The sequence below is a fragment of the Pantoea sp. SOD02 genome (assembly GCF_024707505.1).
Taxonomy (GTDB): domain Bacteria; phylum Pseudomonadota; class Gammaproteobacteria; order Enterobacterales; family Enterobacteriaceae; genus Pantoea; species Pantoea symbiotica.
The window spans coordinates 1,191,328-1,213,945 of sequence record NZ_CP102604.1 but is presented as its reverse complement, the minus strand read 5'-3'; the positions used below and the strand labels follow the sequence as shown (position 1 = coordinate 1,213,945).

General features: G+C 53.7%; 24 protein-coding genes. 8 read left to right on the top strand and 16 right to left on the bottom strand.

All coding sequences use genetic code 11. The features are described 5' to 3' along the window. Positions 1 to 57 precede the first annotated feature (57 nt). Positions 58 to 1,104, top strand: coding sequence for a hypothetical protein (locus NR302_RS05575; protein ID WP_258144752.1), 1,047 nt, complete (start codon positions 58 to 60; stop codon positions 1,102 to 1,104). Positions 1,105 to 1,193: 89 nt separating this feature from the next. On the opposite strand, the gene tatE is transcribed toward NR302_RS05575, so the two are convergent. The 6 genes from tatE to NR302_RS05545 all read right to left on the bottom strand — a co-directional run bounded on the left by tatE (position 1,194) and on the right by NR302_RS05545 (position 5,882). After that, on the bottom strand, positions 1,194 to 1,397 hold the full coding sequence (gene tatE / locus NR302_RS05570; protein ID WP_008103699.1) for a twin-arginine translocase subunit TatE: 204 nt from the start codon (positions 1,395 to 1,397) through the stop codon (positions 1,194 to 1,196). A gap of 98 nt (positions 1,398 to 1,495) precedes the next feature. Continuing rightward, positions 1,496 to 2,266, bottom strand: coding sequence for an amino acid ABC transporter ATP-binding protein (locus NR302_RS05565; RefSeq protein ID WP_061717399.1), 771 nt, complete (start codon positions 2,264 to 2,266; stop codon positions 1,496 to 1,498). Then, positions 2,263 to 3,222 (bottom strand): amino acid ABC transporter permease, encoded by a 960-nt coding sequence (locus tag NR302_RS05560; RefSeq protein ID WP_154153412.1) that lies wholly within the window; start codon positions 3,220 to 3,222, stop codon positions 2,263 to 2,265. Before NR302_RS05560 ends, NR302_RS05565 begins: the two co-directional genes overlap by 4 nt. Then, positions 3,219 to 4,106, bottom strand: coding sequence for an ABC transporter substrate-binding protein (locus NR302_RS05555; protein ID WP_154191859.1), 888 nt, complete (start codon positions 4,104 to 4,106; stop codon positions 3,219 to 3,221). Before NR302_RS05555 ends, NR302_RS05560 begins: the two co-directional genes overlap by 4 nt. Positions 4,107 to 4,125: 19 nt before the next feature. After that, entirely contained in the window at positions 4,126 to 4,920 is a 795-nt protein-coding gene (locus tag NR302_RS05550) for a deaminated glutathione amidase (protein WP_008103707.1), read from the bottom strand. Positions 4,921 to 4,922: 2 nt separating this feature from the next. Continuing rightward, on the bottom strand, positions 4,923 to 5,882 hold the full coding sequence (locus NR302_RS05545) for an ABC transporter substrate-binding protein (RefSeq protein ID WP_258144751.1): 960 nt from the start codon (positions 5,880 to 5,882) through the stop codon (positions 4,923 to 4,925). Between the two features lie 137 nt (positions 5,883 to 6,019). Here NR302_RS05545 and NR302_RS05540 point away from each other — a divergent pair, with 137 nt between their 5' ends. Continuing rightward, complete coding sequence (locus NR302_RS05540; RefSeq protein ID WP_258144750.1) at positions 6,020 to 7,375, top strand: PLP-dependent aminotransferase family protein; 1,356 nt, start codon at positions 6,020 to 6,022, stop codon at positions 7,373 to 7,375. On the opposite strand, the gene NR302_RS05535 is transcribed toward NR302_RS05540, so the two are convergent. From NR302_RS05535 to pagP, 3 genes are all read right to left on the bottom strand, one after another. Beyond that, the gene (locus NR302_RS05535) at positions 7,359 to 7,784 is read right to left on the bottom strand and encodes a GNAT family N-acetyltransferase (RefSeq protein WP_258144749.1); all 426 of its coding nucleotides are present in this window, start codon (positions 7,782 to 7,784) and stop codon (positions 7,359 to 7,361) included. The genes NR302_RS05540 and NR302_RS05535 overlap by 17 nt on opposite strands. A gap of 195 nt (positions 7,785 to 7,979) precedes the next feature. Continuing rightward, the gene (gene cspE / locus NR302_RS05530) at positions 7,980 to 8,189 is read right to left on the bottom strand and encodes a transcription antiterminator/RNA stability regulator CspE (RefSeq protein ID WP_007890714.1); all 210 of its coding nucleotides are present in this window, start codon (positions 8,187 to 8,189) and stop codon (positions 7,980 to 7,982) included. A gap of 150 nt (positions 8,190 to 8,339) precedes the next feature. Continuing rightward, positions 8,340 to 8,912 (bottom strand): lipid IV(A) palmitoyltransferase PagP, encoded by a 573-nt coding sequence (gene pagP, locus NR302_RS05525; RefSeq protein WP_008103714.1) that lies wholly within the window; start codon positions 8,910 to 8,912, stop codon positions 8,340 to 8,342. A gap of 945 nt (positions 8,913 to 9,857) precedes the next feature. Between pagP and NR302_RS05520 the strand changes: the two genes are divergently transcribed. Together NR302_RS05520 and NR302_RS05515 are read left to right on the top strand one after the other, a co-directional pair. After that, positions 9,858 to 10,103, top strand: a complete 246-nt coding sequence (locus NR302_RS05520) for a hypothetical protein (protein ID WP_008103719.1) — start codon at positions 9,858 to 9,860, stop codon at positions 10,101 to 10,103. A gap of 107 nt (positions 10,104 to 10,210) precedes the next feature. Next, on the top strand, positions 10,211 to 11,293 hold the full coding sequence (locus NR302_RS05515) for a malate/lactate/ureidoglycolate dehydrogenase (RefSeq protein ID WP_258144748.1): 1,083 nt from the start codon (positions 10,211 to 10,213) through the stop codon (positions 11,291 to 11,293). A gap of 39 nt (positions 11,294 to 11,332) precedes the next feature. Here the strand turns inward: NR302_RS05515 and gntT are convergent, their stop codons facing one another. Next, entirely contained in the window at positions 11,333 to 12,649 is a 1,317-nt protein-coding gene (gene gntT, locus NR302_RS05510; RefSeq protein WP_061717408.1) for a gluconate transporter, read from the bottom strand. Between the two features lie 290 nt (positions 12,650 to 12,939). Here gntT and NR302_RS05505 point away from each other — a divergent pair, with 290 nt between their 5' ends. Further along, entirely contained in the window at positions 12,940 to 14,085 is a 1,146-nt protein-coding gene (locus tag NR302_RS05505; protein ID WP_258144747.1) for an iron-containing alcohol dehydrogenase, read from the top strand. A 136-nt stretch (positions 14,086 to 14,221) separates the two neighbouring features. On the opposite strand, the gene NR302_RS05500 is transcribed toward NR302_RS05505, so the two are convergent. From NR302_RS05500 to NR302_RS05490, 3 genes are all read right to left on the bottom strand, one after another. Further along, complete coding sequence (locus NR302_RS05500) at positions 14,222 to 16,150, bottom strand: methyl-accepting chemotaxis protein (protein ID WP_258144746.1); 1,929 nt, start codon at positions 16,148 to 16,150, stop codon at positions 14,222 to 14,224. 125 nt (positions 16,151 to 16,275) lie between these two features. Then, positions 16,276 to 17,103 carry a Cof-type HAD-IIB family hydrolase gene (locus NR302_RS05495; protein ID WP_258144745.1) on the bottom strand — a complete coding sequence of 276 codons (828 nt, stop codon included), beginning with the start codon at positions 17,101 to 17,103 and terminating at the stop codon, positions 16,276 to 16,278. A 109-nt stretch (positions 17,104 to 17,212) separates the two neighbouring features. Then, entirely contained in the window at positions 17,213 to 17,713 is a 501-nt protein-coding gene (locus tag NR302_RS05490; protein WP_258144744.1) for an RcnB family protein, read from the bottom strand. 765 nt (positions 17,714 to 18,478) lie between these two features. On the opposite strand from NR302_RS05490, the gene NR302_RS05485 reads away from it, so the two are divergent. Then, positions 18,479 to 18,991 carry a DUF523 domain-containing protein gene (locus NR302_RS05485; RefSeq protein ID WP_258144743.1) on the top strand — a complete coding sequence of 171 codons (513 nt, stop codon included), beginning with the start codon at positions 18,479 to 18,481 and terminating at the stop codon, positions 18,989 to 18,991. Here the strand turns inward: NR302_RS05485 and NR302_RS05480 are convergent. Further along, a complete protein-coding gene (locus NR302_RS05480; protein ID WP_008103735.1) occupies positions 18,943 to 19,182 on the bottom strand; it encodes a DUF1272 domain-containing protein in 240 nt (79 codons plus the stop codon). The two genes, NR302_RS05485 and NR302_RS05480, sit on opposite strands and share 49 nt — an antisense overlap. A gap of 204 nt (positions 19,183 to 19,386) precedes the next feature. On the opposite strand from NR302_RS05480, the gene NR302_RS05475 reads away from it, so the two are divergent. Both NR302_RS05475 and NR302_RS05470 read left to right on the top strand, forming a co-directional pair. Further along, positions 19,387 to 20,511 carry an AI-2E family transporter gene (locus NR302_RS05475; RefSeq protein ID WP_008103736.1) on the top strand — a complete coding sequence of 375 codons (1,125 nt, stop codon included), beginning with the start codon at positions 19,387 to 19,389 and terminating at the stop codon, positions 20,509 to 20,511. A gap of 111 nt (positions 20,512 to 20,622) precedes the next feature. Then, the gene (locus tag NR302_RS05470) at positions 20,623 to 21,303 is read left to right on the top strand and encodes an HAD family hydrolase (protein WP_258144742.1); all 681 of its coding nucleotides are present in this window, start codon (positions 20,623 to 20,625) and stop codon (positions 21,301 to 21,303) included. 76 nt (positions 21,304 to 21,379) lie between these two features. On the opposite strand, the gene NR302_RS05465 is transcribed toward NR302_RS05470, so the two are convergent. Further along, complete coding sequence (locus NR302_RS05465; protein ID WP_258144741.1) at positions 21,380 to 21,955, bottom strand: TerD family protein; 576 nt, start codon at positions 21,953 to 21,955, stop codon at positions 21,380 to 21,382. A 57-nt stretch (positions 21,956 to 22,012) separates the two neighbouring features. Then, positions 22,013 to 22,591 (bottom strand): TerD family protein, encoded by a 579-nt coding sequence (locus tag NR302_RS05460; protein WP_008103744.1) that lies wholly within the window; start codon positions 22,589 to 22,591, stop codon positions 22,013 to 22,015. Positions 22,592 to 22,618: the final 27 nt, after the last annotated feature.

The window sequence follows — 22,618 nt, the reverse complement described above, 5'->3', positions numbered from 1 at the left end:
TGAGGCCATAAGAGCCTATTTCGCTTTTTCTCAGTGTATTTTTTTGAAGGTCAGATTATGCAAACTTCCTTTCATAGAAAGGCGCTCGATGTACTACGAGCACCGGATGTGTCAGGTCCATCCTCAGAGGCGCGGCACTATGGCGCATCAGAAGAGAGCCTGGAGGCGCTAAAAACGCGCACCACGCCGAAAGACATCACCAATCCCTATACGTCAGCGCACGCATCTTGTGCCAATGCGTTTATCGCTACCGCCATCAGCATTGAGCATCGCTACAACGAGATGCATCTGCAACTGCCACTTGTTGGAAATAATGGGGTTAACGCGGAAGCGGCCCTTGCTCAGCCCGCAGTGGCGATCCTGCCAGCAAGCTCACCGTCCCCAACTCTGCACGTGGCGCATTCATTGATTGCAGATGATACTGAAAATCAATGGAACTTTGAGTTGCTGGGGACGGATATTGCATTGCCAGTTTCATCAAACTGGGCAGCAGAATCCAATCCGCAATCTGTTGATGTGGCGATACATGAACTTTTGGTATTGCCTGAACAGGCTGCCAGCGAGCCGGCGTCGTTGGTAACGATCACAACGCATGCCGCAGTGGAGAGCGAGGTAACCATCAATCGCGATACCCAGGATGAAAACGGCAATACCCTATTCAGTGGTGATGCACCTGTGGGTTCTATCTTGCGCTTTTACATTGATGATGTGTTGGTTGGAAGCCAGGAGATTGCGGATGACGGTCAATGGCAGTTTGCACTGCCTGCGGATTTGCCCGCCGCTCAGCATACCTTCAGTGCCATGCCGACGAGTGCGCAGGGTGTCGTTGGCAGCAAAGTCGATTGGCTATTTATCATCGAAGCCAAACCCAGCATCATTCTGTTGCCAATTGAGGAAAGTCAGCTGGATATCATTGATGTCGCGCTAATCGACTGGGTCGCTCCACAGGATGAAACGCCAGCGTCACTGTTGCCGTTGGTCTTAACTGACCTGATGCTAGATGACTGGCAAACCCAGGATGGGATCACTACCTATCCATCAATGGTTCACACCAGCTTGTTTGATCTACATGAACAAGATGTTACCAGCATTGCCTGGCACTAAGACGCACAAAAACAAAAACCAGACTGGCGACAGTCTGGTTTTTTATCAACGTAATAAATATTTACACTTATTGACGTTCGGCGCAGAGATTACTCTTTGTGGCTGACACGTTCAGCAGGTGCTTCTTCAGCGCTGCTTTTGGATGCGCCGGATTCATCATCTTTCATGGCTTTCTTGAAGCCTTTGATTGCGGAACCCAGATCGCCACCCAGTGAACGTAACTTGTTGGTGCCAAAAAGCAGTACGATGAGCGCACCGATGATCAGCAGTTTGGCAATACTGATACCTTCCATAATTTACCTTTCAACCAATGTGAAAAACGGACCTGACTATTAACGCGCAGTTTATAAACGGCCTCAACTGCAATCTGTAACAGAGTGAGACCGCCCGCCTAAATAAAGCGGCTGAGAAAAGCCTGCGTGCGCGGATGCTGTGGATTACCAATCACCTGCTCGGGACTGCCCTGCTCCACTACCACGCCACCATCCATAAACACCACGCGATCGGCCGCCTCACGCGCAAAACCAATTTCATGGGTCACCACAATCATGGTCAGCCCTTGATCGGCTAAGGTGCGCATGGTGGCCAGCACTTCGCCGACTAACTCCGGATCGAGTGCCGAAGTCGGTTCATCAAACAGCATCAGCGCCGGTTTAATCGCCAGCGCACGCGCAATCGCTACACGTTGCTGTTGACCACCCGACAGATGACGCGGCCAGGCATCAGCTTTGTCACTCAATCCCACGGTCGCCAGCAGTTCACGGGCATGCTTGAGCGCGTCCTGCCGCGCAAATTTGTGCACACCAATCGGCGCTTCAATGATGTTTTGCAGCACCGTCATATGCGGATAGAGATTGAACTGCTGAAACACCATGCCGATTTTCTGACGCTGATGAGCAATTTTACGCGCCGACAGCCGATGCAAAATACCGCGCTTCAGCTCATAACCGATCTGGTCATCACCCACCATAATCGAACCGGCATTCATGTCTTCCAGATGATTAATGCAGCGCAAAAAGGTAGATTTACCCGAGCCCGATGGTCCGAGAATTACTACCACTTCACCCGGAAACACATCGAGATCGATGCCTTTCAGCACTTCGTTATCGCCATAACTCTTCTGCACATTCCGCGCACGCACCAGCGGCTGAACTTCACTCATACATCCTCCTTCAGACGGTGCGCGACGGCTGGCGCGGCTTCGTTAGCGGCAACACGACGTTTGTTCACCACCGTGCGGGTGGTGCCGCGTGCGTAGTAACGCTCGATGGCGGACTGACCCACGTTGAGAATCGAGGTGATAAACAGATACCAAATCACCGCGACCATCAGCATCGGAATAATTTCAAAGGTGCGGTTATACACGGCCTGCACCGAGTACAACAGATCGCCCATGGCGATCACACTCACCAGCGACGTCGCTTTGATCATACTGATCAACTGGTTACCGGTTGGCGGGATGATCGAACGCATCGCCTGTGGAATGATTACACGTCGCAGCGCACGGCTGCGGCTCATGCCAAATGCCTGGGTGGTTTCAACCTGACCGTTATCCACTGACAGCAAGCCGGCGCGAATGATCTCGGCCATATAGGCCGCTTCATTAAGCGCCAGTCCGGCAATTGCTGCGGTCAATGGCGTAATCAGATCGTTAGTATTCCAGCTGGCAAAGGTGATATCCGTCCACGGAATAGTGATCGAGATCGTGGGAAACAGCGTCGACAGGTTGTACCAAAAGATCAGCTGCACCAGCAGCGGCGTACCACGGAAAAACCAGATGTAGAGCGACGACAAGCCGCTCAGCAATTTGTTTTCCGAAAGACGCCACACGCCCAGCAACAGCCCCAGCAGCGTGCCGAGAATCATCGACACCACCGTCAAGCCGAGCGTGACCTGCAGGCCTTTCATCACCGAACCTTCGGTGAACCACTGCAGCACCACGTTCCACTCAAAATTGGGGTTGGTCGCCACCAGCCAGAGGAAGTTTGCGGCAATAACCAGCACCAAAATCCATGAGATCCAGCGCCCATACGTGGGCGCACTGCGGGCAAAAGCCACATCGCGCTGCTGCACGTCGGCCTTATCCCTGGCTCGCGAATTGTTGGTGACCGGACTCATTTTGCTGCCCCTTGCGCCAGGTTACGTCCCGGTTGCTGCAACACGTTGCCGTCTAACTTCCACTTCTTCATGATGGCCGCGTAGGTGCCGTTACTGAACAGCTCTTTGTAAGCATCCAGCACTACGTTGCCCAGCTCCGATCCTTTCGGTACCACGGTGCCCTGGAAAATGTCGCCAAAGCCGTTTTTCTTGCCTTTGCCCGCCAGCTCCAGCTGACCATTAGCCTGTTCGATGAAGTAAGTCAGCGGCGCCTGCGACGAGAAGAAGGCATCGGAACGTTTTGAGCGTACGGCTAAAATCGACGACGGCTGATCGGTGAAGGATTGCACCACCACCGCCGGTTTACCCGCCGCGACACAGGCATCGGACTGCTTGCGAATCACCTGTTCCGCTGAACCCGCCGCCATCACCGCAATGCGTTTGCCGCAGGTATCTTCCAGACCGTTGATTTTGGATGGATTGCCTTTCTGCACGCCAAACACCACGAACTCTTGCACAAAGTCGATAAAATCGACCTTCTGCTGACGATCCGGATAATCCCCAATCGGCCCAATCGCCATCTGGTAACGGCCGGAATTAATGCCGGTGAGCACGCCCGATAAACCGCTCACTGTGGCATGTTCAATCTTCACACCCAGCAGCTGTGCCAGCGCTTCGGTGAGATCGGCGGAGGCGCCGTCCATTGAGTGCGGACCGTTAACGATCTCGTACGGAGGAAAGGAACCGTTGTTTACCGAGACCATTTTGCCGCTGCTTTTAATCTCTGCTGGCAGACGGTCGTGCAGTGCCTGATCCACTTTTTGCGCCGGAATAGCGCCAGCTGCCTGAGCGAAACAGGCCGTCAGGCCCAATGAAAGCGCGATGGCGGTAGCAATAGTTTTCATCAGTCAGATTCCCCAGCGATCAAAGTGGTTTAAGTTCAGGACGGGCAAAACAGCGATTCTCCAGCACCGGCAGTACGCTGCGTGCATAGGCGATGCGCTGTGGATCGAGATCGGCAAACACCAGCGCGGCTGATTCCGGCGCTTTGGCAATCGCCACGCCCAACGGATCGATCACCAGACTGTTGCCGATATTGCGTGGTCCGCATTCGCCCACCGCCACCATGTAGCAGGTGTTTTCCAGCGCACGCGCGGTGGTCAGCAATTCCCAGTGCATCTCTTTCAGCGGACCTTTTACCCACGCCGCTGGCAGCACCAGCACATCGGCGCCGTCAAGCACTAAGCGACGCGCCAGCTCCGGGAAGCGCACGTCGTAGCAGGTCATCAACCCGACTTTCATGCCTGCTACGTCAACCAGCGGCGGAATCTCACGTCCTGGATTGACGCGCTGCGACTCCTGCATGGCGAAGGCATCGTACAGGTGCAATTTCACGTACTCAGCGATGATTTCGCCGTTGCGAATGGCGATCAGCACGTTGAGCGCCTTCTGCCCTTCGGTCGGCACGTGTACGCTCATCATGGTGGTCAGGTTGTTGCCTTTGCTAACCGCCAGCAGCTGAGTGACGAAAGGACCATCCAGCGGCTGCGCCGCTTTCAGCACCAGATCTGGATCGGCGATATCACGCGCCAGCACGCCTTCCGGCAGCACCAGCAGATCCGCGCCGCCCGCCAGCGCCTGGTTCATCAGCCCGATGCAAATATCGGTGTTTTCCTGCCATTCGCGGCTGACGGCAAATTGCCCCATTGCTACTTTCATCATTATTCTCCTCGCGCCGCAGCCGGGAAAATCGCTTCCGGCGTCAGCAATGTTTGGGTTAGGCCTTGCTGGAACAGCTCATTCGCAAAATCGGCAATCATCTTTTTGTTAACCGAAAATCCGTTCTGATTCCAGTTGGCGGGTAATTCCTGCGCGGTGCGCCGCAAATCGTCCAGCAGCCATGGCGTGGTGTCGGCGTATTTCTCGCGCTTCTTCATCCACATCTGGTACGAACGATCGATGATGTCGCTCAGCGCCTGAGGCAGCCACGGATGCGCCTCGGCTAAGGCAGGCTTCAGCGCCAGTAAATGAATGCCCGGCACATAGCCGACGCGATTAAAGTAGTCACGCTCGGCTGCGGCAAAATCAACCTGCAGCTGGCGCAGACCTGAATCGGCGAGGAAGAAACCTTCCGGCATAAAGGGCGTAAAGACTGCATCCAGCTCGCCCGCCTTCAGCAGTTCAATCAGTGGACGCTCGCCTGGCGCCGGTTCAATTCGGCCCGGACGACCAAAACCGGCCAGACGATCAACAATCGGATGATCTTCGGTCAAACGTCCGGCAAACCAGTACGCATCATCAATCTCCACGCCCGCTTCACGCAGCACGGTACGCGTCCAGGTGTTGCCCGAGTCCTGCCAGCCGGTAACGCCGATCTTTTTGCCTTTCAGCTGCGCTGGCGTGGTAATCGGGCTGTCGCTGCACGTAATGATGCAGCGCTGGCGGAAACCGCGCATCAGGAAGTGTGGCAGGCCCAGCAGCGAAGTGTCACCTTTAGCCCGCGCCTGAGCAAAACGGCTAAACGACACTTCACCGGCATCGTATTTATCGCTGGTGGCGAGGTTATCCACCAACGTGCCAACGCGATCGATCTCCAGCGTGAAACCTTCCGGTTTGAGATCGCCGAGTGCCAGCGGTGTGAAGTAATCCCAGTCACGTACCGCCAGTCTGATGGTTACCATAGTTATACCTTCCCCGTCTGTTCTGCCAGCCCTGCGGCTGTGATTATTTATGCAGCAAATAGTGCTTGAATTTGAGTCTAAAACGCGAATACTAATCTGAACAATCTATTATTTGTTACTGAACAAAGGATTTTCTTATGACGCAAAGTGTGGATTTGGAGTGGCTTAGCCAGCAGATCACGGATGCCTCAGTCAAAGGCATCACGCATGCGGCATCAACACTGATTCGCGATGGGCAGATTGCGGTAGGCATGCAAATGCCAGCGGTACGCGAGTTGGCTGAGCGACTGGGCGTGAGCCCGGCAACGGTTTCCGCTGCCTGGGCGCAACTGAAGAAGCAGAAAGTGCTGGCGGGGAAAGGTCGCAGCGGTGTGTGGGTGAGCGGCAACAGCGTAATGCCGCGTCCGATTCGTTTCGAGAAGATTGGTAATTACGGTGAGAATGTTCAGGCGTCATTGGCGATGGCCTCACCAGATCCAACGCTGTTGCCGGATCTGCGGCAGGCGATGCTGGCTGGCATTGCCTCACCGCAACTGAATAGCTATCAGCGCGAGGCGATTTCACCGCAATTGCAGGATGCCGTAACGCCGCGCTGGCCCTATCCCGCCGAAGCCTGGCTGGCGACCGACGGCGGTTTTGATGCCATGAACCTGATCGTGCAAACCTTGCTGTCACCGGGCGATCGTGTGGTAATTGAAGATCCTACTGCCACGCGATTACTGGATATTTTAGACAACATTGGCGCTGAAATTTTACCATTGCCATGTGATGAACAAGGGCCAATTCCCTCGGCGCTGAGCACGCTGATGCAGAAATCTCCGGCGATGTTTATCTATCAACCGCGTACTCATTCAGCCACCGGACACAGCGTAAGTCAGCGTCGCAGTGCAGAGCTCGCACGCGTGCTGGCAAACAGTAGCACCATCATTGTGGAAGATGATGGCATTGGCGATCTGTCGCGCTGGCCGGTGTTTAGCCTCGGCTTCCACTATCCTGAACGCGTGCTGCATGTGCACTCGTTTTCCAAAGCTTATGGACCGGATTTGCGTCTGGCGGTGTTATCAGGCACTGCGGAAATGGTGAAACGCCTGCAAGCGTGGCGCAATTTTGGCGTCAGCTGGACCAGCCGTATTTTGCAGGATGCCGTGGCGTGGATGCTCAACGACGAGCAGACTCAGCAGCGTATTCAGCAGGCCAAAGCCACTTACGCGCAGCGTCGCCAGCAGTTGCTGGCAGCGCTGGCGAAACGCGGTTTAGTGCTGGAGGAGCGCGATGGATTAAGCGTGTGGATTCCAGTGGAATCGGAGCAGTACGCGATGATCACGCTGGCTGCGCGGGGTATCGCCGTGCTGCCCGGTGAACGCTGTAGCATTAACAGCCGGCAATTTATTCGCGTCAGCGCGGCGCTGCTGCCTTTTGTACAACTCGACAGCATCGCCGATGCCATTGTAATTGCCAGCGGACGCGAGCTAAATCTTAACCCAGATCTTTAATGTGATAGCGCGGTGATTCCACATAGCCTTCGCGCGCATAGAATTGATTGGCTTTGAGGCGCGATGAGTGGCAATGCACTTCCATGCGATCGCAACCACGTGAACGCGCCAGCTGTTCGGCGTGATTCAAAAGCTGCTGTCCGCTTCCCTTGCTGCGCTCGCCTTCGGCAATACAGAAGTAGCTGATGCGGGCAAAATCGCCGGCCAATGCCAGCTGTGGAATAAAGTGCAACGACAGAAATCCCAGTACTTGATTGCCGTGTTCGGCGACCAACAACGTTTCATCGGGATGATCAATAAGCTGAGCCAAACGCGTATCAATAAATCCTTCCGTCGCGCTATAACCTAATTCGGTTAATAACGCGCTCAATGCAAAACTGTCTTTTGCCTGTGCCTGACGTATGTTCATCCTGCCTCCTCATTTTCCCTGAGCAGTTATATAGCGTTGCCGGATAAAAATCTGCAAGTAAGCATTGGTGTGGCTGTGTTACGGAAGCTATCTGTGAGATGTGCCGCAGAATCTATGTGCAGACAAAGTAGCGAGCTGATTTAAGCATAAAAAAAACCCGCCAGGAGGCGGGTTTTCAGAATTCGAACTGTTAAATTACAGTGCGATAACGTTAGCAGCTGATGGGCCTTTAGCACCGTCAGTGATTTCGAACTCAACGCGCTGACCTTCAGCCAGAGTTTTGAAACCGTTGCTGTTGATTGCAGAGAAGTGTACGAATACATCTTTGCTGCCATCTTCTGGAGTAATGAAACCGAAGCCTTTCGACTCATTAAACCACTTTACGTTACCTTTGATCTTAGACATCTATATTACCTTTACATGAAAAAAGGACACTAAACTGTGTCGACGTCTAGTACAGCAATTGCGGTGACATTTGTCCAGTGCGATTTGATGAAAAAGTGATAAATATTGATTTTTTGCATGCCGATCACACTTTCTGAACGCTACTAACGCTTAAAACTCAAATCTCAGCCAGGCAAAATAGACATTGCCGTTATTGTAAGTGCCGGGAATATAAGTCATTTGGAAAGTGGCTGGACCATATCCAATTGATGCTAAAGGTAATATCAGTGGAACCGGAATGTATTTCCAGTTATCCCTCGCCGTTACGCCCGCCGTATATCCCGCACCCAAATGGAAGTTTTGATCGCTAAGCGGTCGCCATGTCGCTTCCCAACCGTAACCACCAATTGGCTCCCATTTGTTAAACGAGTCTTTAAACGCCATCAGGTACAGGCCGTGCCAGTTGCCTTTTTCATCCCAGCGTGAAACACCCGCACCCGCGCCCCACGGGCGTTCGTTGTACTTATCAATGTGTTCATCGTCGTAAGTCCAACGGTTATGCCAGGTAATCGCCGGCAGATAAAAATCGTAACTCTGCGGCTGCGACCAGGTTTGCGACACGTTGTCGCTAAAAGTGTTCCAGCCAGATTTGATGGCTTGTGAAGTTGTAACCGCTGATGCTGAAAATGAGACCGATAAGGTCAAAATGCAGCCTAACAACGCTGCAGAAAAGTGCCGATTCACAACGTAATTTCCTGTTAAGTCATGCTGAAAAATTATTACCTGAAGGCATATTTTTCAGCTTCCTGTACGACGAGTTCCTAAAGTAATTGCCAGGATAGTAATAAAAAATGCGCTTAATCTCTCCAGGCTAATTCTTGGATGTTGGCGAATTTTACCTCAAGCAGGACGTGAAATTGAAACGTCAGATAAACGGATAGGCATTACCGCGGAATGTACATAAAGTGCAAACCTGCTGTAATGATAACGGCAAGCAACAAGATAGCTTTCAGAGACTTAGCGCAAACAATTCACATACGGAATAAGTTAATAAAATTTATCAATTGAACTCATCAGACGAATAAGATAAATCTCGATACTCCAGGACGGAGATGGGGAAAAAACTGACATGACCATTCGTTGTAGCCGCTGCGGTTGCGCTAAATTTTTTTACACCTTATCGGACTGCGAAAAGGTCGATTCGACAAATCATCATGGCGCCTGCTGCGCACGATGTCAGAAACCGCTAAATCTGCACGATTTCATTCTGCCTGTCTCGTCCTGTAAAGACAGCGAAAAATCCTATGCTGAATAAAAATTCAGGCACCCGCAGGTGCCTGTCGTTGTCAGAAAATCAGTTTAAAGACGCCTGTAATTGTCAGTAATCCAACGATGAAGATGATGGCGATGACCCACAGAATTATTTTCATTGTTCGCTCCTTCAAGTATGAAAAATAACGTGTCTGTTAACCAGTATAGATGATCATTCTGCCTTCGCTGGGCGCTGCGAGCGTGGTCACAGCCCTAAGTTCTCATTTCGTCTGACGCAGATTATTTTTTGCGAGACGGGTCGCAGCATTCGCTTTTCCTTCCCCTTATTACCGCACTCAGCGCCCGTCTACAGGCTAAACTTACTTCGCCTGGAGAGGCCTCAATTGTTATCAATGCCTACGTAACAAGGAGATTCTTATGAGCACGATTAATACCAGCATGGGGCGTTACAGCCTTAAGGCAAAGGATTACGGCAACCACATCAGCGGCAGTATTGCGATAAATGATGAAGGTGGCACGCAACTCACCATGCAGGAGTTTGAAGAGCATTATCTTGACGATGTCGTCAACAATGTCATTTATCCGGTCACCGGCGGGAATCGAGAAATTACCCGCGCGTTACGTGATCAAATGGTCAAAGCGGGTTTTGAACAGCCGCACTGAGTTTTTGGGCCACACTTTGTGGCCCTTTACTTCTTTATCGCTGACTTGCGGTTATTACTGGTTTCGTCGCAGGATGCAATATCGTTCATGATAAGGAGATTAACCGCGTGAGTACTCTGCATCTTATTCCCCCTTCCCGCCTTCATCAGTTTGTTCAAGCCATTTGGTCACATGCTGGCAGCAGCGCCGAAGAGGCGCGCCTGGTCGCTGACCATTTGGTGGCTGCGAACCTGGCGGGCCACGATTCACACGGCGTTGGCATGATTCCGAGCTACATGAATTCGCTGGCGCAGGGCTTTTTGCAACTCAACCAACATGCCAGCGTGGCAAAAGACGCCGGTGCGGTGTTGACGCTGCATGGCCATAACGGTTTTGGTCAGGTCGCGGCGTTTAAAGCGATGCAGCTTGGCATTGAGCGCGCAGCCAAACTTGGCATTGCAGCGGTTGGTTTACACCATTCGCACCACATTGGTCGCATCGGCCATTGGGCGGAACAGTGCGCAGCCGCCGGTTTTGTCTCGTTTCACTTCGTTAATGTGATGGGCGATCCCATGGTGGCGCCTTTCAACGGTAGCGATCGTCGTTTTGGCACCAATCCGTTCTGCGCCATTTTCCCGCGTCGCAATGCCAAACCGCTGCTGCTCGATTTCGCCACCAGCGGCATCGCCTTTGGTAAAACGCGGGTGGCGTGGAACAAAGAGCAGCAGGTCGCGCCAGGTTATCTGATTGATCATCAAGGCCAGCCGACCACCGAACCGGGCGTGATGCATCAGGCGCCGTATGGTTCGCTGATGCCGTTTGGTCTGCACAAAGGCTATGCGCTGGCGACCATGTGCGAAATCCTCGGCGGCGCGCTGTCGGGCGGCCGCACCACGCATGATGACACGCTGGTCACCAGTCACGATGCCATTTTCAACTGCATGACCACCATCATCGTTAATCCGGATGCGTTTGATGCGCCCGCAATGCAGGAAGAGGCAGAATCATTCCTCGATTGGGTGAAACAGTCGCCGCAAAGTGGCGATGCACCGATTCAGGTGCCCGGCGAGTGGGAAGAGCAGAACCGTGTGATCCGCGAACGCGATGGCATTCCACTGGATAGCAATAGCTGGGAGCAAATCTGTGACGCGGCGTTACAGGCAGGTATGCCGCAAGAAGAACTCGCGGCCTTCCGCGCCTTAACGCAGTAAACCGCAAGCGGCTGAGGCGTAATGCCTCAGCCTTGATACTTAAATGACGCTGGCAAGCAGTAAACAACCCACCAAACCGCACACTGAAATGATGGTTTCCAGTGCTGACCAGGAACGGAAAGTCTCGCCGATGGTCAGGTTGAAATACTCCTTAAACAGCCAGAAGCCTGGATCGTTGACGTGAGAGAAAATCACGCTGCCAGAGCCGACCGCAATCACCATCAGTTCCGGGCTGGCGCCGCTGGTGACGATCAACGGTGCGACAATACCGCCAGCCGTAATCGCCGCCACGGTCGCGGAGCCCAGCGCAATACGCAGCACGGCTGCAATCGACCACGCCATGAAGATGGGCGACAGATTGGTTTCATGCATCATGCTGGCGATGTATTTATCGACTCCGCTATCCACCAGCACCTGTTTAAACGCCCCGCCACCGCCAATCACTAACAGCATCATCGCGATGATCTTGATCGAATCGGTGATGGTGCCCATCACTTCATCCATGCTGCGGCCACGGTTCAGACCGAAAGTGAAGATGGCGATCAGCACCGCTATCAAGGTTGCCATGATCGGGTCGCCAAAGAACTCGGCATACGGTAATAACACGTGACCTTTCGGCAGCAGCATTTCCGCCACTGCGCGCAATGCCATCAGCACCACCGGCACCAATGCCGTCCAAACGCTGACGCCAAAGCCAGGCATCTCAGCTTCAGTAAAGGTTTTCGGGTTCCACAAGCCTTCCGGGATCGGCTTATCAATGCCTTTCAGGAAGCGCGCATAAACCGGACCGGCGAGAATAACGGTTGGAATCCCCAGTAGCGTTCCGTACAGCAGCGTTTTACCCATATCGGCGTTGAACAACGTGGCGATCGCGGTTGGGCCCGGATGCGGTGGCAGGAAGCCGTGCGTAACGGAAAGTGCTGCCGCCATCGGTACACCCACGTACAGCAATGGCACACGTGCGGAAGCGGCGATGCTGAACACCAGCGGCAACATCAGCACAAAGCCCACTTCATAGAACAGCGCAAAGCCGACAGTGAAGCCGGTCAGCACCAGCGCCCACTGAATATGCTTCTCGCCGAACTTAGCGATTAACGTGGTGGCGATGCGCTGCGCCCCGCCGCAATCCGCCAGCAGTTTACCCAGCATCGCGCCGAAGCCCATGATCAGCGCAAGGCTGCCCAAGGTGCCGCCGACACCGGTTTTAATCGATACGATAACTTTGTTGACCGGCATGCCCTGCATCATGCCTACGGCCAGCGCCACCAGAATCAGCGCGATAAATCCGTTCAGTTTGAAACGAATCATCAGCAGCAGCAGTAACGCTACGCCAATCGCCACATAGAGTAATGGCATAATTTTTCTCCACTTTTGCGCGCGGTGAATCACCGGCAGCGGTTTATTATGGTTATCCCAGAGGACATGAGAATCAACAGCGTGCGCCGCAGGAAAACATCCTGCTGAGCAATGTTACGGGTATCATGTTAAGGGTAACATTGTGCACAAAGCACCAGCCGCAGCGGCGGAATTTCTGTTTTGCGAAGGTGATCAACTTTTTGCCTGCGCGTTATCAGAATGTTTGCAGCGGGAGTGTCACGGCTTTTGGTTACACTAAGGTCTTTACGCCAAACAAGAAGGACATGCAGGTGAGTGAGAATCTGATCGAGTTGTACAGTAATCAACAAACCCTGTTTGGTCGCGGCAGTATTGACCAGCTGATTCCGCTGCTGGCGGCCAGTACCCAGCCGACGCTGCTGTTTTGCGGCCGCTCATTCCTTAACGGTCCAGCCTGGGCGCGCCTGGGTGCCGCGCTCAACGATCAGATCATCGGTTACGAGATCGTCAGCCATGAAGCCTCGCCGGATGAGATTGATGGTTGGGTGCGACGCTGGCGCGGCCATGTTGATCGCGTGGTGGCGATTGGCGGCGGCAGCGTGCTGGATGCGGCCAAAGCCTTCAGCGCGATGATGCAACATCCGCTGAATACCGCACGCTATCTGGAAAAAGTCGGTGATACGCCGGTGCAAGCGGTGACTCTGCCGCTTATCGCCATTCCTACCACGGCGGGCACCGGCAGCGAAGCCACGCAGAACGCGGTGGTGACCGATCAGCAGCACATTCAGGTCAAAGCGTCGCTGCGCCATCCGGTCTTTGTGCCGCAGGTCGCGATTCTCGATCCCGATCTGCTGAAAGGCGCGCCAGACAGCGTGCTGGCAACCTGCGCCATCGATGCCTTCACCCATTTATTCGAAGCCTATCTGTCGCGCAAAGGTAATCTGTTTACCCAGCAAACCGCGCTGAATGGGCTGCGACTGTTCTTCAAAGCGTGGCCGGATTTAAACCGTGACGACGAGCGTGGTGATGCCGCGCAAGAAGCGATGATGATGGCGTCGTGGTTGGGAGGCGTGTGTCTGAGCAGTGCCGGATTGGGCGTGATCCACGGTATTGCTGGAGAGCTTGGGGCGATCAAACCGTTCCATCACGGCGAAGTGTGCGGACGCTTACTGTTCCCGTTCCTCGACGTGCTGGCGGAAACCGAACATGCTGAGCAGCAACGTTTGATGGCGCAGCTCGGTCAACAGCTGTTGCCTGATGATCCCGCGCCGCCCGCGTTGGCGTTGAAAGCCTGGATCCAGCAGCAGGCGATCGTGCCGTTCTGGTTAGACGGCCCAACGCTGTCAGCCACCGACGTGGACTGGATTGTGTCGCGCGCCAATAGCAAAAACGGTTGGGTCAGCTACGACGCACCCACGTTAACCGAGATGATCGCCGCCGCCTGGCGCATCGTCTAAATGATAACGGGCAGCCAACGCTGCCCTCATGCTCGTCAGTTAAGCGTTTTTCGGTCACCATAAATGGCGACCCTACAATGAATTGGCGCATTTTTCGTAGGGTGCACATTCATGCGCACCTGCAAGCATATGTAAATTAGCGCTCAGCCACTTTAAACATCGCGATCTCTTGCGCCAACTGCGCCGCTTCATCACGCAGCGCTTGGGTATTTTCGGCGGTTTGCGTCACCAGCATCAGGTTCTGCTGAATACCGCGCTCCATCTGCGATACCGCCAGCGTCACCTCCGCGATACCTTTGCTCTGCTCATCACCGGCCACGCGCATCTCGCTTACCACTTGCTTCACTTTATGCACGTCGGTGACCAGTTGCGAAAGTTGCTGCCCCGCGCCTTCCACCAGCTTACTACCAGCCAATACGTTGCTGTCGGAATCAGCAATTAGCGCTTTAATTTCCTGCGCCGCCGTGGCGCTGCGCTGGGCTAAAGCCCGCACTTCCGATGCCACCACGGCAAAACCGCGTCCCTGCTCACCGGCGCGCGCCGCTTCCACCGCCGCATTCAGCGCAAGGATGTTGGTTTGAAACGCGATGCTATCGATCACCGTCAGAATTTCTGCCACACGGCGCGACGAGGATTGGATAGCGCCCATGGTGCTCACCACTTCGCCCATCACGTCGCTGCTGCTGCGGGCAATCTGCGCGGTCTGTTCGGCGGCAGCATCGGCCAGTCGGGTATTTTCGGCGTTTTGCTGCACGGTCGCGTTAAGCTGCTCCATCGCCGCCGCGCTCTGCTCAAGCGCCGCAGCCTGTTCGGCGATTTTCTCCGACAGCGCGGTGTTACTGTGCGCCAATCCTGATGCATTGGCCGCCACCGTTTCGCCGCTGCACTGCACGCGAGTAATCACGCCCGCAATCTTATCGACAAAGCTGTTGAATGCACCGGCGATATCCGCCAGCTCATCGCGTCCACTTTTGGTCAGGCGGCGGGTTAAATCGCCATCGCCATTGGCAATCTCATCCAGCGCAGCATGCGTGGCCTTCAGGCGCTGGCCAATACGTTTGGTAAACGCCCAGGTTAACAGCAGCAGCACGATCATCGCCGGAATCAGGAAGGTGAAGATGTCGCGCATCATGGTGCGCGCAAGACCGCTAACCGCACTTTCCGGTGTTACAAGGCCAACCACCCAACCGGTGCCGGGCATGCGGAACAGCGTGACCTGCGCGCTGGTGTGCAAGTAGTCGTCATTAAAATTCGACAGCTGCAACACCTTGCCATCGCCTTTTAACTGAGCGATACGTGCGGCCAGCGGCGTCAGCCAACTGGATTTTTCCGCCAGGCTACTTAAGGTGGTGAGCGATTTCAGATCCTGGCCTGGGTAATAGAGCAGATTGCCCGCGCTATCGAGCGCAAAGGCGTAGCCGCCGGTTACCTGCCCTTTCTGCTGCATAAAGCCCGCAAGATTGTCCAGTTGCACATCCAGCGTCGCGACACCGGCAAAACGATCGCCCGCCGTGTACGGCACGCTGCAGGTCACCATTTTCACGCCGGATACCGGATCCTGGTAAACCTCCGACCAGCCGCAATGATCGCGTGGTCCATTGCGCACCGCGCTGTACCAGCTTTCCTGTTGATAGCCGTTGCCCGCAGGCAGGTTGTAGTCATCGGAGTAGGCCAGCGCGCCATCACTCTGCCGCGCCCAGAAGAAGCTGCGACGCTGCACACCGGCGCTAAAAGCATCGGGTTCCGGCCACACGCCGCCGCCGGCAATGGTTTTATTGCCGCTGCTATTGATGATTTGCGGGAAACTTTGCTGCCACAACGTGGCATCGTGCGGCAACACTTCAGCAAGGCGCGCCATGCTGACGGCTTCGCCTTCAATGCGCACCAGTTGCTGATTTAATTGGCTGACCAGATTGCTTCCGGCCTGCTCAATCAGCGTATGGCTGGCCTCGATGACGCGCGGTTGGCCACGCAACAACAGAACGGAGAACACCACTGCGGTTGTGACGCACAGTAATATCAGGCCACCCAGCGTCATGCGGGTAGCCAAACGGGTTGGCAACATAATTTATCCTTTCTAACCGACTGCATTAACGATTGAGATAAGAAGTGCCGCTCAGCGGCGAATTGTGCGTTCCGTCACAATCGAATATCGGCAAAGCAAAGAATAAATTCAGCTATAAATGACGATCAGATGACAAACGGCGGTTTGCCGGCCAGCATCTGCTCAATCACCTGTAAAACGCCCTCGTCGTTATTACTCGGCGCTTCAAAGCGTGCCGCCTCTTTGACCTTCTGAGATGCGTTCGCCATGGCAAAGCTGAAGCCAGACTGCTGCAGCATTTCGAGATCGTTACCACCATCGCCAAACACCAGAATTTCACTGCGTTCGATGCCCCAGCGTTTGCCCAGCAGATCGAGGCCGTGACCTTTGTGGTTGCCAGGCACAATCAAATCCACCGAACCGTGACCGCTGGACGTGGCGGCCGCCGCCCCCTGATGCAGACGCTCAATGTCCGCCATCAGCGGTTCCACGTAATCATCAGACAGATTTAACGCGAACTTAAACAACTTATCGCCCGCCACTTCATCGAGGCTGCGAATCGCCTTCAGGCGATGGCAGTAGTGACGCATTTTCACCAGCCACTTTTCATCGAGGCCTTCGAAGTAGTACGCGCTGTCGCGTCCGCACAGGATGTAACGCAGTTCGGGATAATTACCGTTGTGCAGCGTATCCAGCACCGCATCAATATCCGGGCGGGAGAACTCGCCGCAGAATAACTCTTCATCACGATCGATAATCCACGCGCCGTTCTCCGCCACGAAGGCAATTTCGCTGGCGATCTCAGGGAAGAAGGATTTGAGTTGGTAATATTGGTTGCCGCTGGCTACCACAAACTTGATGCCGCGCTGCTTCATTTCCTGATAGCAGGCGTTAAAACGCGCGCGATTGTACTGTTTATTGTCGTCGAGAAAGGTGCCGTCTTTATCCACCGCCACCATTTTTACCACGGTCATCATCACTCCTTAACGTATCGAAAGGAAAAACGGGTCGCAGAGAGAATAACCTGGTGAGCGGATAAAGCGGAGAGAAACACGGATGGCCGAAGCCATCCGCTGGGGAAGATTAGTTGAAGGCGCCGTTGAGCAGAATCGCGGTGATGATGCCGGTTGCTGCAGCCACCAGCACGTAATTACCATCGATGTAAGCCCAATGCTCACCACGCGGTGGCTCATACAGGCCACGGTCGCGCCAGTCATCTACGCGATAGTGCGGACCACGAAACTCTGGCGGTGCCGGATAGCCGCGACGGAAATCATGGCCGCCCCAGGCGAAGCGGTCGCCGCCACGATGCCCTTCCGGCATCCGATGGTCAGCGTAATGGTCGTGACGATCCGGGCCAGGTCCGCGATCGTGATCGTGGCCACGGTCGTGATTATCACCATTATCACCGCGATCCGGTCCGCGGTCGCCGCCATGATCCGGGCCACGTCCATGGTCCTGATGCTGGTCGCCGCCGTGCGACTGCCAGCGCTGGTCACCTGGGCCGTCTGCCCAAGAGACGCTTGAAAACAGTGTGCTGCATGCAATAAATGACGCAATAAGACTTAGTGTTGTTTTTTTCATGGTGTTGCCTCCAATGATAACGGCGGTTGCTGTGCCGTTGAGCATTACTATTGATTAAATGGAGACAGAAAAGCATTTCCAAAACTCTTAAAAACCGGATACTTACAGGAAATTACGTCAACTTATCACTTTCTTAACGATTGTGTATTTTCTGACATTAGCTGGATCGAACGGACGCATGCGCGTTTATTGGGGAGAAAGCGGGGAATATAAAGAAAAACCCGATCGCAAGGATCGGGAGGATAATTCAATTTCCATAAATTGCATAAAGGGGTAAACCCTGCAAAAGTGAGGGTAAAACTGAAGCACACAACGCCACATCACTAGCATTGCCGGTAAACAATACCATTTAAAATTGAAAAGTTCTTTTGAAAAGGGCTACTTTTCAGAAAAATACGTAAAAATTAACCGACAAGATGAAATAATATTTTGCGAAACGTTGTTTCAAGTTAAATAAGGTCTGTGCTCTGACCAGATTCAGCGTGACATAAATACGACCGCCAGAAAGCAACATTAACGTCATAATCAAAAAGAAAAATAACGCATAAAATCAATGAATTTTGACCAGGCACCCGCTTTTCATGCTGCATTATGCGATCAGAGTTCAGTGTAATTCATCATTCACCCGCCATTATTAAGATACAATCCCTTTCCTGCCCCCATTAATTCATACCAGTGATTAATATCGCGCTTAATATATTCTCTGTTGCGCAACACGTTAATACTGTGATTTCGACAGCGTCGTTATTTAAGGAAAACGTTTACATGGAAAGAATATTAGTCAGTGCTTGCCTGATGGGATACGCGGTGCGCTATAACGGCAGCGATAAGAAACTTATCTCCGACACCTTAGCGCGCTGGCGCAGTGAACAACGTCTTGTCATCCATTGCCCTGAACTGGCTGCGGGCTTAAATACGCCACGTTTACCCGCAGAAATTCACGGCGGCAGCGCAGAACAGGTATTAACCGGCGCGGCGCGCATCCTTGAATCGGATGGCCGCGATGTTACACAACATTACGTGCTGGCGGCGTGGCTAGCGCTACGTGCGGCGCAAGACGCGCGCTGTCGCTTTGCCCTGCTCACCGATGGCAGCCCAACCTGCGGCAGCCAGCGCATCTATGACGGCAGCTTTAGCGGCCAGCAGCGGTCCGGTCACGGCGTCGCAGCAGCATTACTGCGTCAGCATGGGATTGAAGTGTTTGCCGAATCACAGCTCACTGAGCTGATTCAGCGGGTCGCTGACGCCGATAAATGTCGCGTCGTCGATGCCGGATGACGCGCTAACGCAGCAGCAGGACGAATCGGTCGACGCACCAGTTCACCGCTGCAATTAGGGCAGCGCTGCGCCAACGCGCCTTCCGCGCAGGCAACACAAAAGGTGCATTCAAACGAACAGATGCGTGCATCAAGCGACTCCGGCGGCAGATCTTTATCGCAGCATTCGCAGTTAGGACGTAGTTCCAGCATGATTTCCTCCGGTGAGTTTCAGCCACCATCATCACTGTAATAACGCCGCAGCACCAGCCAGTGAACAGACATCAGCCGGACAAATCGGGACATCGTTTGTCTGCTCTCGTCATACGCTTAAGCGAACCATCTGCCCTAAAAACATTACATTCCCCGAAAGGCGTTCTATAGTTCAATCGCCTTATCTACTAACGAGACACTGTAATGCGTATTAAAGGACTTAATTTAGGCTTCTTTATCGTTATTTTGGCGATTGTCACCTACGCCTTTTTTGATGTGCTGACACCGTATTTTTCTGCCATTTTCTGGGCCGCGATTCTGGCGGTGATCTTCCATCCGCTGAAGTCGCTGTTGCGTCGTAAAATGGGCGATCGTAACGGTCTGGCTGCGTTTGCCACGCTGCTGATTATCTGCCTGATTGTGTTCACGCCGCTGGCGCTGATCACCTCTTCGATGGTGGTTGAAGTCAACACGGTTTACACCAAGCTGCAGAACAACTCCGCGCAGTTCCCGACGGTGTTTGCCGATCTGCTGCAACATCTGCCTTCGTGGGCGCGCAACTATCTCGCCGATAACAACCTGAACAACGCGCAGGAGATTCAGCAGAAGCTCTCTGGTTTTGCGCTGAAAGGCGGCCAGTACATGGCGGGCAGCGTGTTCCTGATCGGCAAAGGGACCTTCACCTTTACCGTTGGCTTTGGCGTGATGCTGTATCTGCTGTTCTTCCTGCTGAAAGATGGCGCCTGGCTGGTGAATTTGATTCTGGAAGCGCTGCCACTTTCTACCTACGTGAAACATCATCTGATGATGAAGTTCGCAGCGGTGTCGCGTGCCACGGTTAAAGGCACGGTGGTGGTTGCGGTAGTGCAAGGTGTGTTGGGCGGCATCGCCTTCTGGATCACCGGCATTGACGGCAGCTTGCTGTGGGGCACCTTGATGGCGTTCCTGTCGCTGATTCCGGCGGTCGGTTCTGCGATTGTTTGGGTACCGGCAACCATCTTTTTCTTCGCCACCAGCGCCATCTGGAAAGCATTATTCCTGATTGGCTTCTTCGTGGTGGTGGTTGGTCTGGTGGATAACATCCTGCGTCCGCTGCTGGTCGGTAAAGATACCAAAATGCCAGACTATCTGATCCTGATCTCCACGCTAGGCGGCATGGAAGTGTATGGCATCAACGGCTTTGTCATTGGTCCGCTGATCGCTGCGCTGTTCATTGCCTGCTGGAATCTGCTTTCCGGTCGCGATAACCGCGAGAACTCTGAAGAGATCGACGAAGAGTTTATCGAAGAGGGTAAAACCCGCGAGGAAGAGGGCAAAATCCGCGAGTAAGCGTTTCAAACGGCTACCGTTTATCGGTAGCCGCATTCCCGCATGAGAATATCGTCCCGCCATTTGCTATCATCGTTGCATTGATTACGGCTTGCGACAAAAGAGAACAACATGTCCATGGAATCCTCCTTAGCGCGTGAAAATCAGGTTCTGTCAGTCTTCGATTTCGACGGCACGCTGACTATTCACGACAGCTTTATCCCCTTTCTACGCTTCAGCTTTGGCAAACGTGCGTTCGCACGCAAAATTGCCCGACTGGCAATGCCAACGCTGCGCTGCATGCGTAAAAAGCTAACGCGTGATGAGTTAAAAGAAGTGTTGATTCACACCTTTTTAACCGGCGTTGAGGAGAAATGGATTCGCCAGCAGGCGCAACTGTTTTGCGCGGCCAACTGGAACAAGTTGATGCGTCCAGCCGGACTGTTAGCGGTTGCCGCTGAAGTTAACTCCAGCGCGGAAGTGACCATCTGTTCCGCCTCGCCTGCGATGGTATTAGAACCGTTCGCCGAGCGTCTGGGCATCAACCTGATCGGCACCCAATTAGAAGTCGTCGACGGCATTCTTACCGGAAAGATTACCGGCCACAACTGCCGCTGCGGGCAAAAGGTTAAGCGACTGGAAAACGTTTACGGCCCGTTGCATAACTATCACCTGCGCGCCTGGGGCGATACGCGCGGTGATTTTGAATTACTGGCCGCCGCGCAGGATCCACACTGGCGTCATTTCCATCCAACGTGGAAAAAACGCCGCGTGCCAATGGAAAAACTACGCATGCTGCGTCTGGATCCGTAGGGTCGCCATTCATGGCGACCGATTCAGACAGCAAAAAGCCCCGGACCAGCCGGGGCTTTGTTAGCAATGCTTTAAATCAGACGCTCACGCCGTGCTGCGAAGCCAGCGCTGACAGACCGCCTGCGAAGCCCTGACCTACCGCTTTGAATTTCCACTCGTTGCCATTGCGATACAGCTCACCGAACACCATCGCGGTTTCAGTAGACGCATCTTCAGACAGGTCGAAACGGGCGATTTCAGCGCCGTTGTCATTGTTGAAGATACGCATGAAGCTGTTGCTCACCATGCCGAAGTTCTGCTTACGCGCTTCTGCATCATAAATGGTGACCGCGAAGACCAGCTTTTTCACGTCAGCCGGTACTTTAGACAAGGTGATTTTAACCTGCTCGTCATCGCCGTCGCCGGCACCGGTGCGGTTATCGCCCTGATGCTCAACGGAACCACAAGCGCTCTGCTTGTTGTTGAAGAAGATGAAGCTGGCATCGCTCAGCACTTTACCGTCGTCACCGACCATAAACACTGACGCATCGAGGTCGAAATCCTGACCATCTGTTACACGTGCATCCCAACCCAGACCCGCCATGGCAACATTCATGGTTGGTGCTTCTTTAGTCAGGGAAACGTTACCGCCTTTTACCAGAGAAACTGCCATTTTAAAGCTCCTGCTTTTAATTGGATGATGCGGGCAGCGCGTGGCTGCCCGTGTTAATTAAGATGCGTTGATGCCGTACTGAGCACATACCGAGGCGAGGCCGCCAGCATAACCCTGGCCTACCGCGCGGAATTTCCACTCGGCACCGTTACGGTACAGCTCACCAAACAGCATCGCGGTTTCGGTGGAGGCATCTTCAGTCAAATCGTAACGCGCTACTTCACTGCGATCGTCATCGTTCACCAGGCGGATAAACGCGCCGGAAACCTGGCCAAAGCTCTGACGACGGGTCTGCGCATCATGGATGGTGACCACAAACACGATCTTGTCGACGTCGGCTGGAATCAGGTCCAGTTTGATTTTCAGCGATTCATCATCGCCATCGCCTGCACCGGTACGGTTGTCACCGGTGTGCGAAACAGAACCGTCGGAAGAGACCAGGTTGTTATAGAAAATGAAGTCAGCATCGCCACGAACTTTGCCGCTGGCGGACAGCAAGAACGCTGACGCATCAAGGTCAAAGTCCTGACCATCGGTGGAACGTGCATCCCAGCCAAGGCCAACGAGGACGTTTTTCATGGTTGGTGCCGCTTTGCTCAGCGAAACGTTACCGCCTTTAGAAAGAGAAACGCTCATTGTAATTACCTCTTGGTTAATGATTTT

Coding starts and splice junctions, on each gene's coding strand:
- NR302_RS05575 (WP_258144752.1), top strand. CDS start 58: ATGCAAACTTCCTTTCATAGAAAGGCGCTCGATGTACTACGAGCACCG.
- tatE (WP_008103699.1), bottom strand. CDS start 1,397: ATGGAAGGTATCAGTATTGCCAAACTGCTGATCATCGGTGCGCTCATC.
- NR302_RS05565 (WP_061717399.1), bottom strand. CDS start 2,266: ATGAGTGAAGTTCAGCCGCTGGTGCGTGCGCGGAATGTGCAGAAGAGT.
- NR302_RS05560 (WP_154153412.1), bottom strand. CDS start 3,222: ATGAGTCCGGTCACCAACAATTCGCGAGCCAGGGATAAGGCCGACGTG.
- NR302_RS05555 (WP_154191859.1), bottom strand. CDS start 4,106: ATGAAAACTATTGCTACCGCCATCGCGCTTTCATTGGGCCTGACGGCC.
- NR302_RS05550 (WP_008103707.1), bottom strand. CDS start 4,920: ATGAAAGTAGCAATGGGGCAATTTGCCGTCAGCCGCGAATGGCAGGAA.
- NR302_RS05545 (WP_258144751.1), bottom strand. CDS start 5,882: ATGGTAACCATCAGACTGGCGGTACGTGACTGGGATTACTTCACACCG.
- NR302_RS05540 (WP_258144750.1), top strand. CDS start 6,020: ATGACGCAAAGTGTGGATTTGGAGTGGCTTAGCCAGCAGATCACGGAT.
- NR302_RS05535 (WP_258144749.1), bottom strand. CDS start 7,784: ATGAACATACGTCAGGCACAGGCAAAAGACAGTTTTGCATTGAGCGCG.
- cspE (WP_007890714.1), bottom strand. CDS start 8,189: ATGTCTAAGATCAAAGGTAACGTAAAGTGGTTTAATGAGTCGAAAGGC.
- NR302_RS05520 (WP_008103719.1), top strand. CDS start 9,858: ATGAGCACGATTAATACCAGCATGGGGCGTTACAGCCTTAAGGCAAAG.
- gntT (WP_061717408.1), bottom strand. CDS start 12,649: ATGCCATTACTCTATGTGGCGATTGGCGTAGCGTTACTGCTGCTGCTG.
- NR302_RS05500 (WP_258144746.1), bottom strand. CDS start 16,150: ATGTTGCCAACCCGTTTGGCTACCCGCATGACGCTGGGTGGCCTGATA.
- NR302_RS05495 (WP_258144745.1), bottom strand. CDS start 17,103: ATGACCGTGGTAAAAATGGTGGCGGTGGATAAAGACGGCACCTTTCTC.
- NR302_RS05490 (WP_258144744.1), bottom strand. CDS start 17,713: ATGAAAAAAACAACACTAAGTCTTATTGCGTCATTTATTGCATGCAGC.
- NR302_RS05485 (WP_258144743.1), top strand. CDS start 18,479: ATGGAAAGAATATTAGTCAGTGCTTGCCTGATGGGATACGCGGTGCGC.
- NR302_RS05480 (WP_008103735.1), bottom strand. CDS start 19,182: ATGCTGGAACTACGTCCTAACTGCGAATGCTGCGATAAAGATCTGCCG.
- NR302_RS05475 (WP_008103736.1), top strand. CDS start 19,387: ATGCGTATTAAAGGACTTAATTTAGGCTTCTTTATCGTTATTTTGGCG.
- NR302_RS05470 (WP_258144742.1), top strand. CDS start 20,623: ATGTCCATGGAATCCTCCTTAGCGCGTGAAAATCAGGTTCTGTCAGTC.
- NR302_RS05465 (WP_258144741.1), bottom strand. CDS start 21,955: ATGGCAGTTTCTCTGGTAAAAGGCGGTAACGTTTCCCTGACTAAAGAA.
- NR302_RS05460 (WP_008103744.1), bottom strand. CDS start 22,591: ATGAGCGTTTCTCTTTCTAAAGGCGGTAACGTTTCGCTGAGCAAAGCG.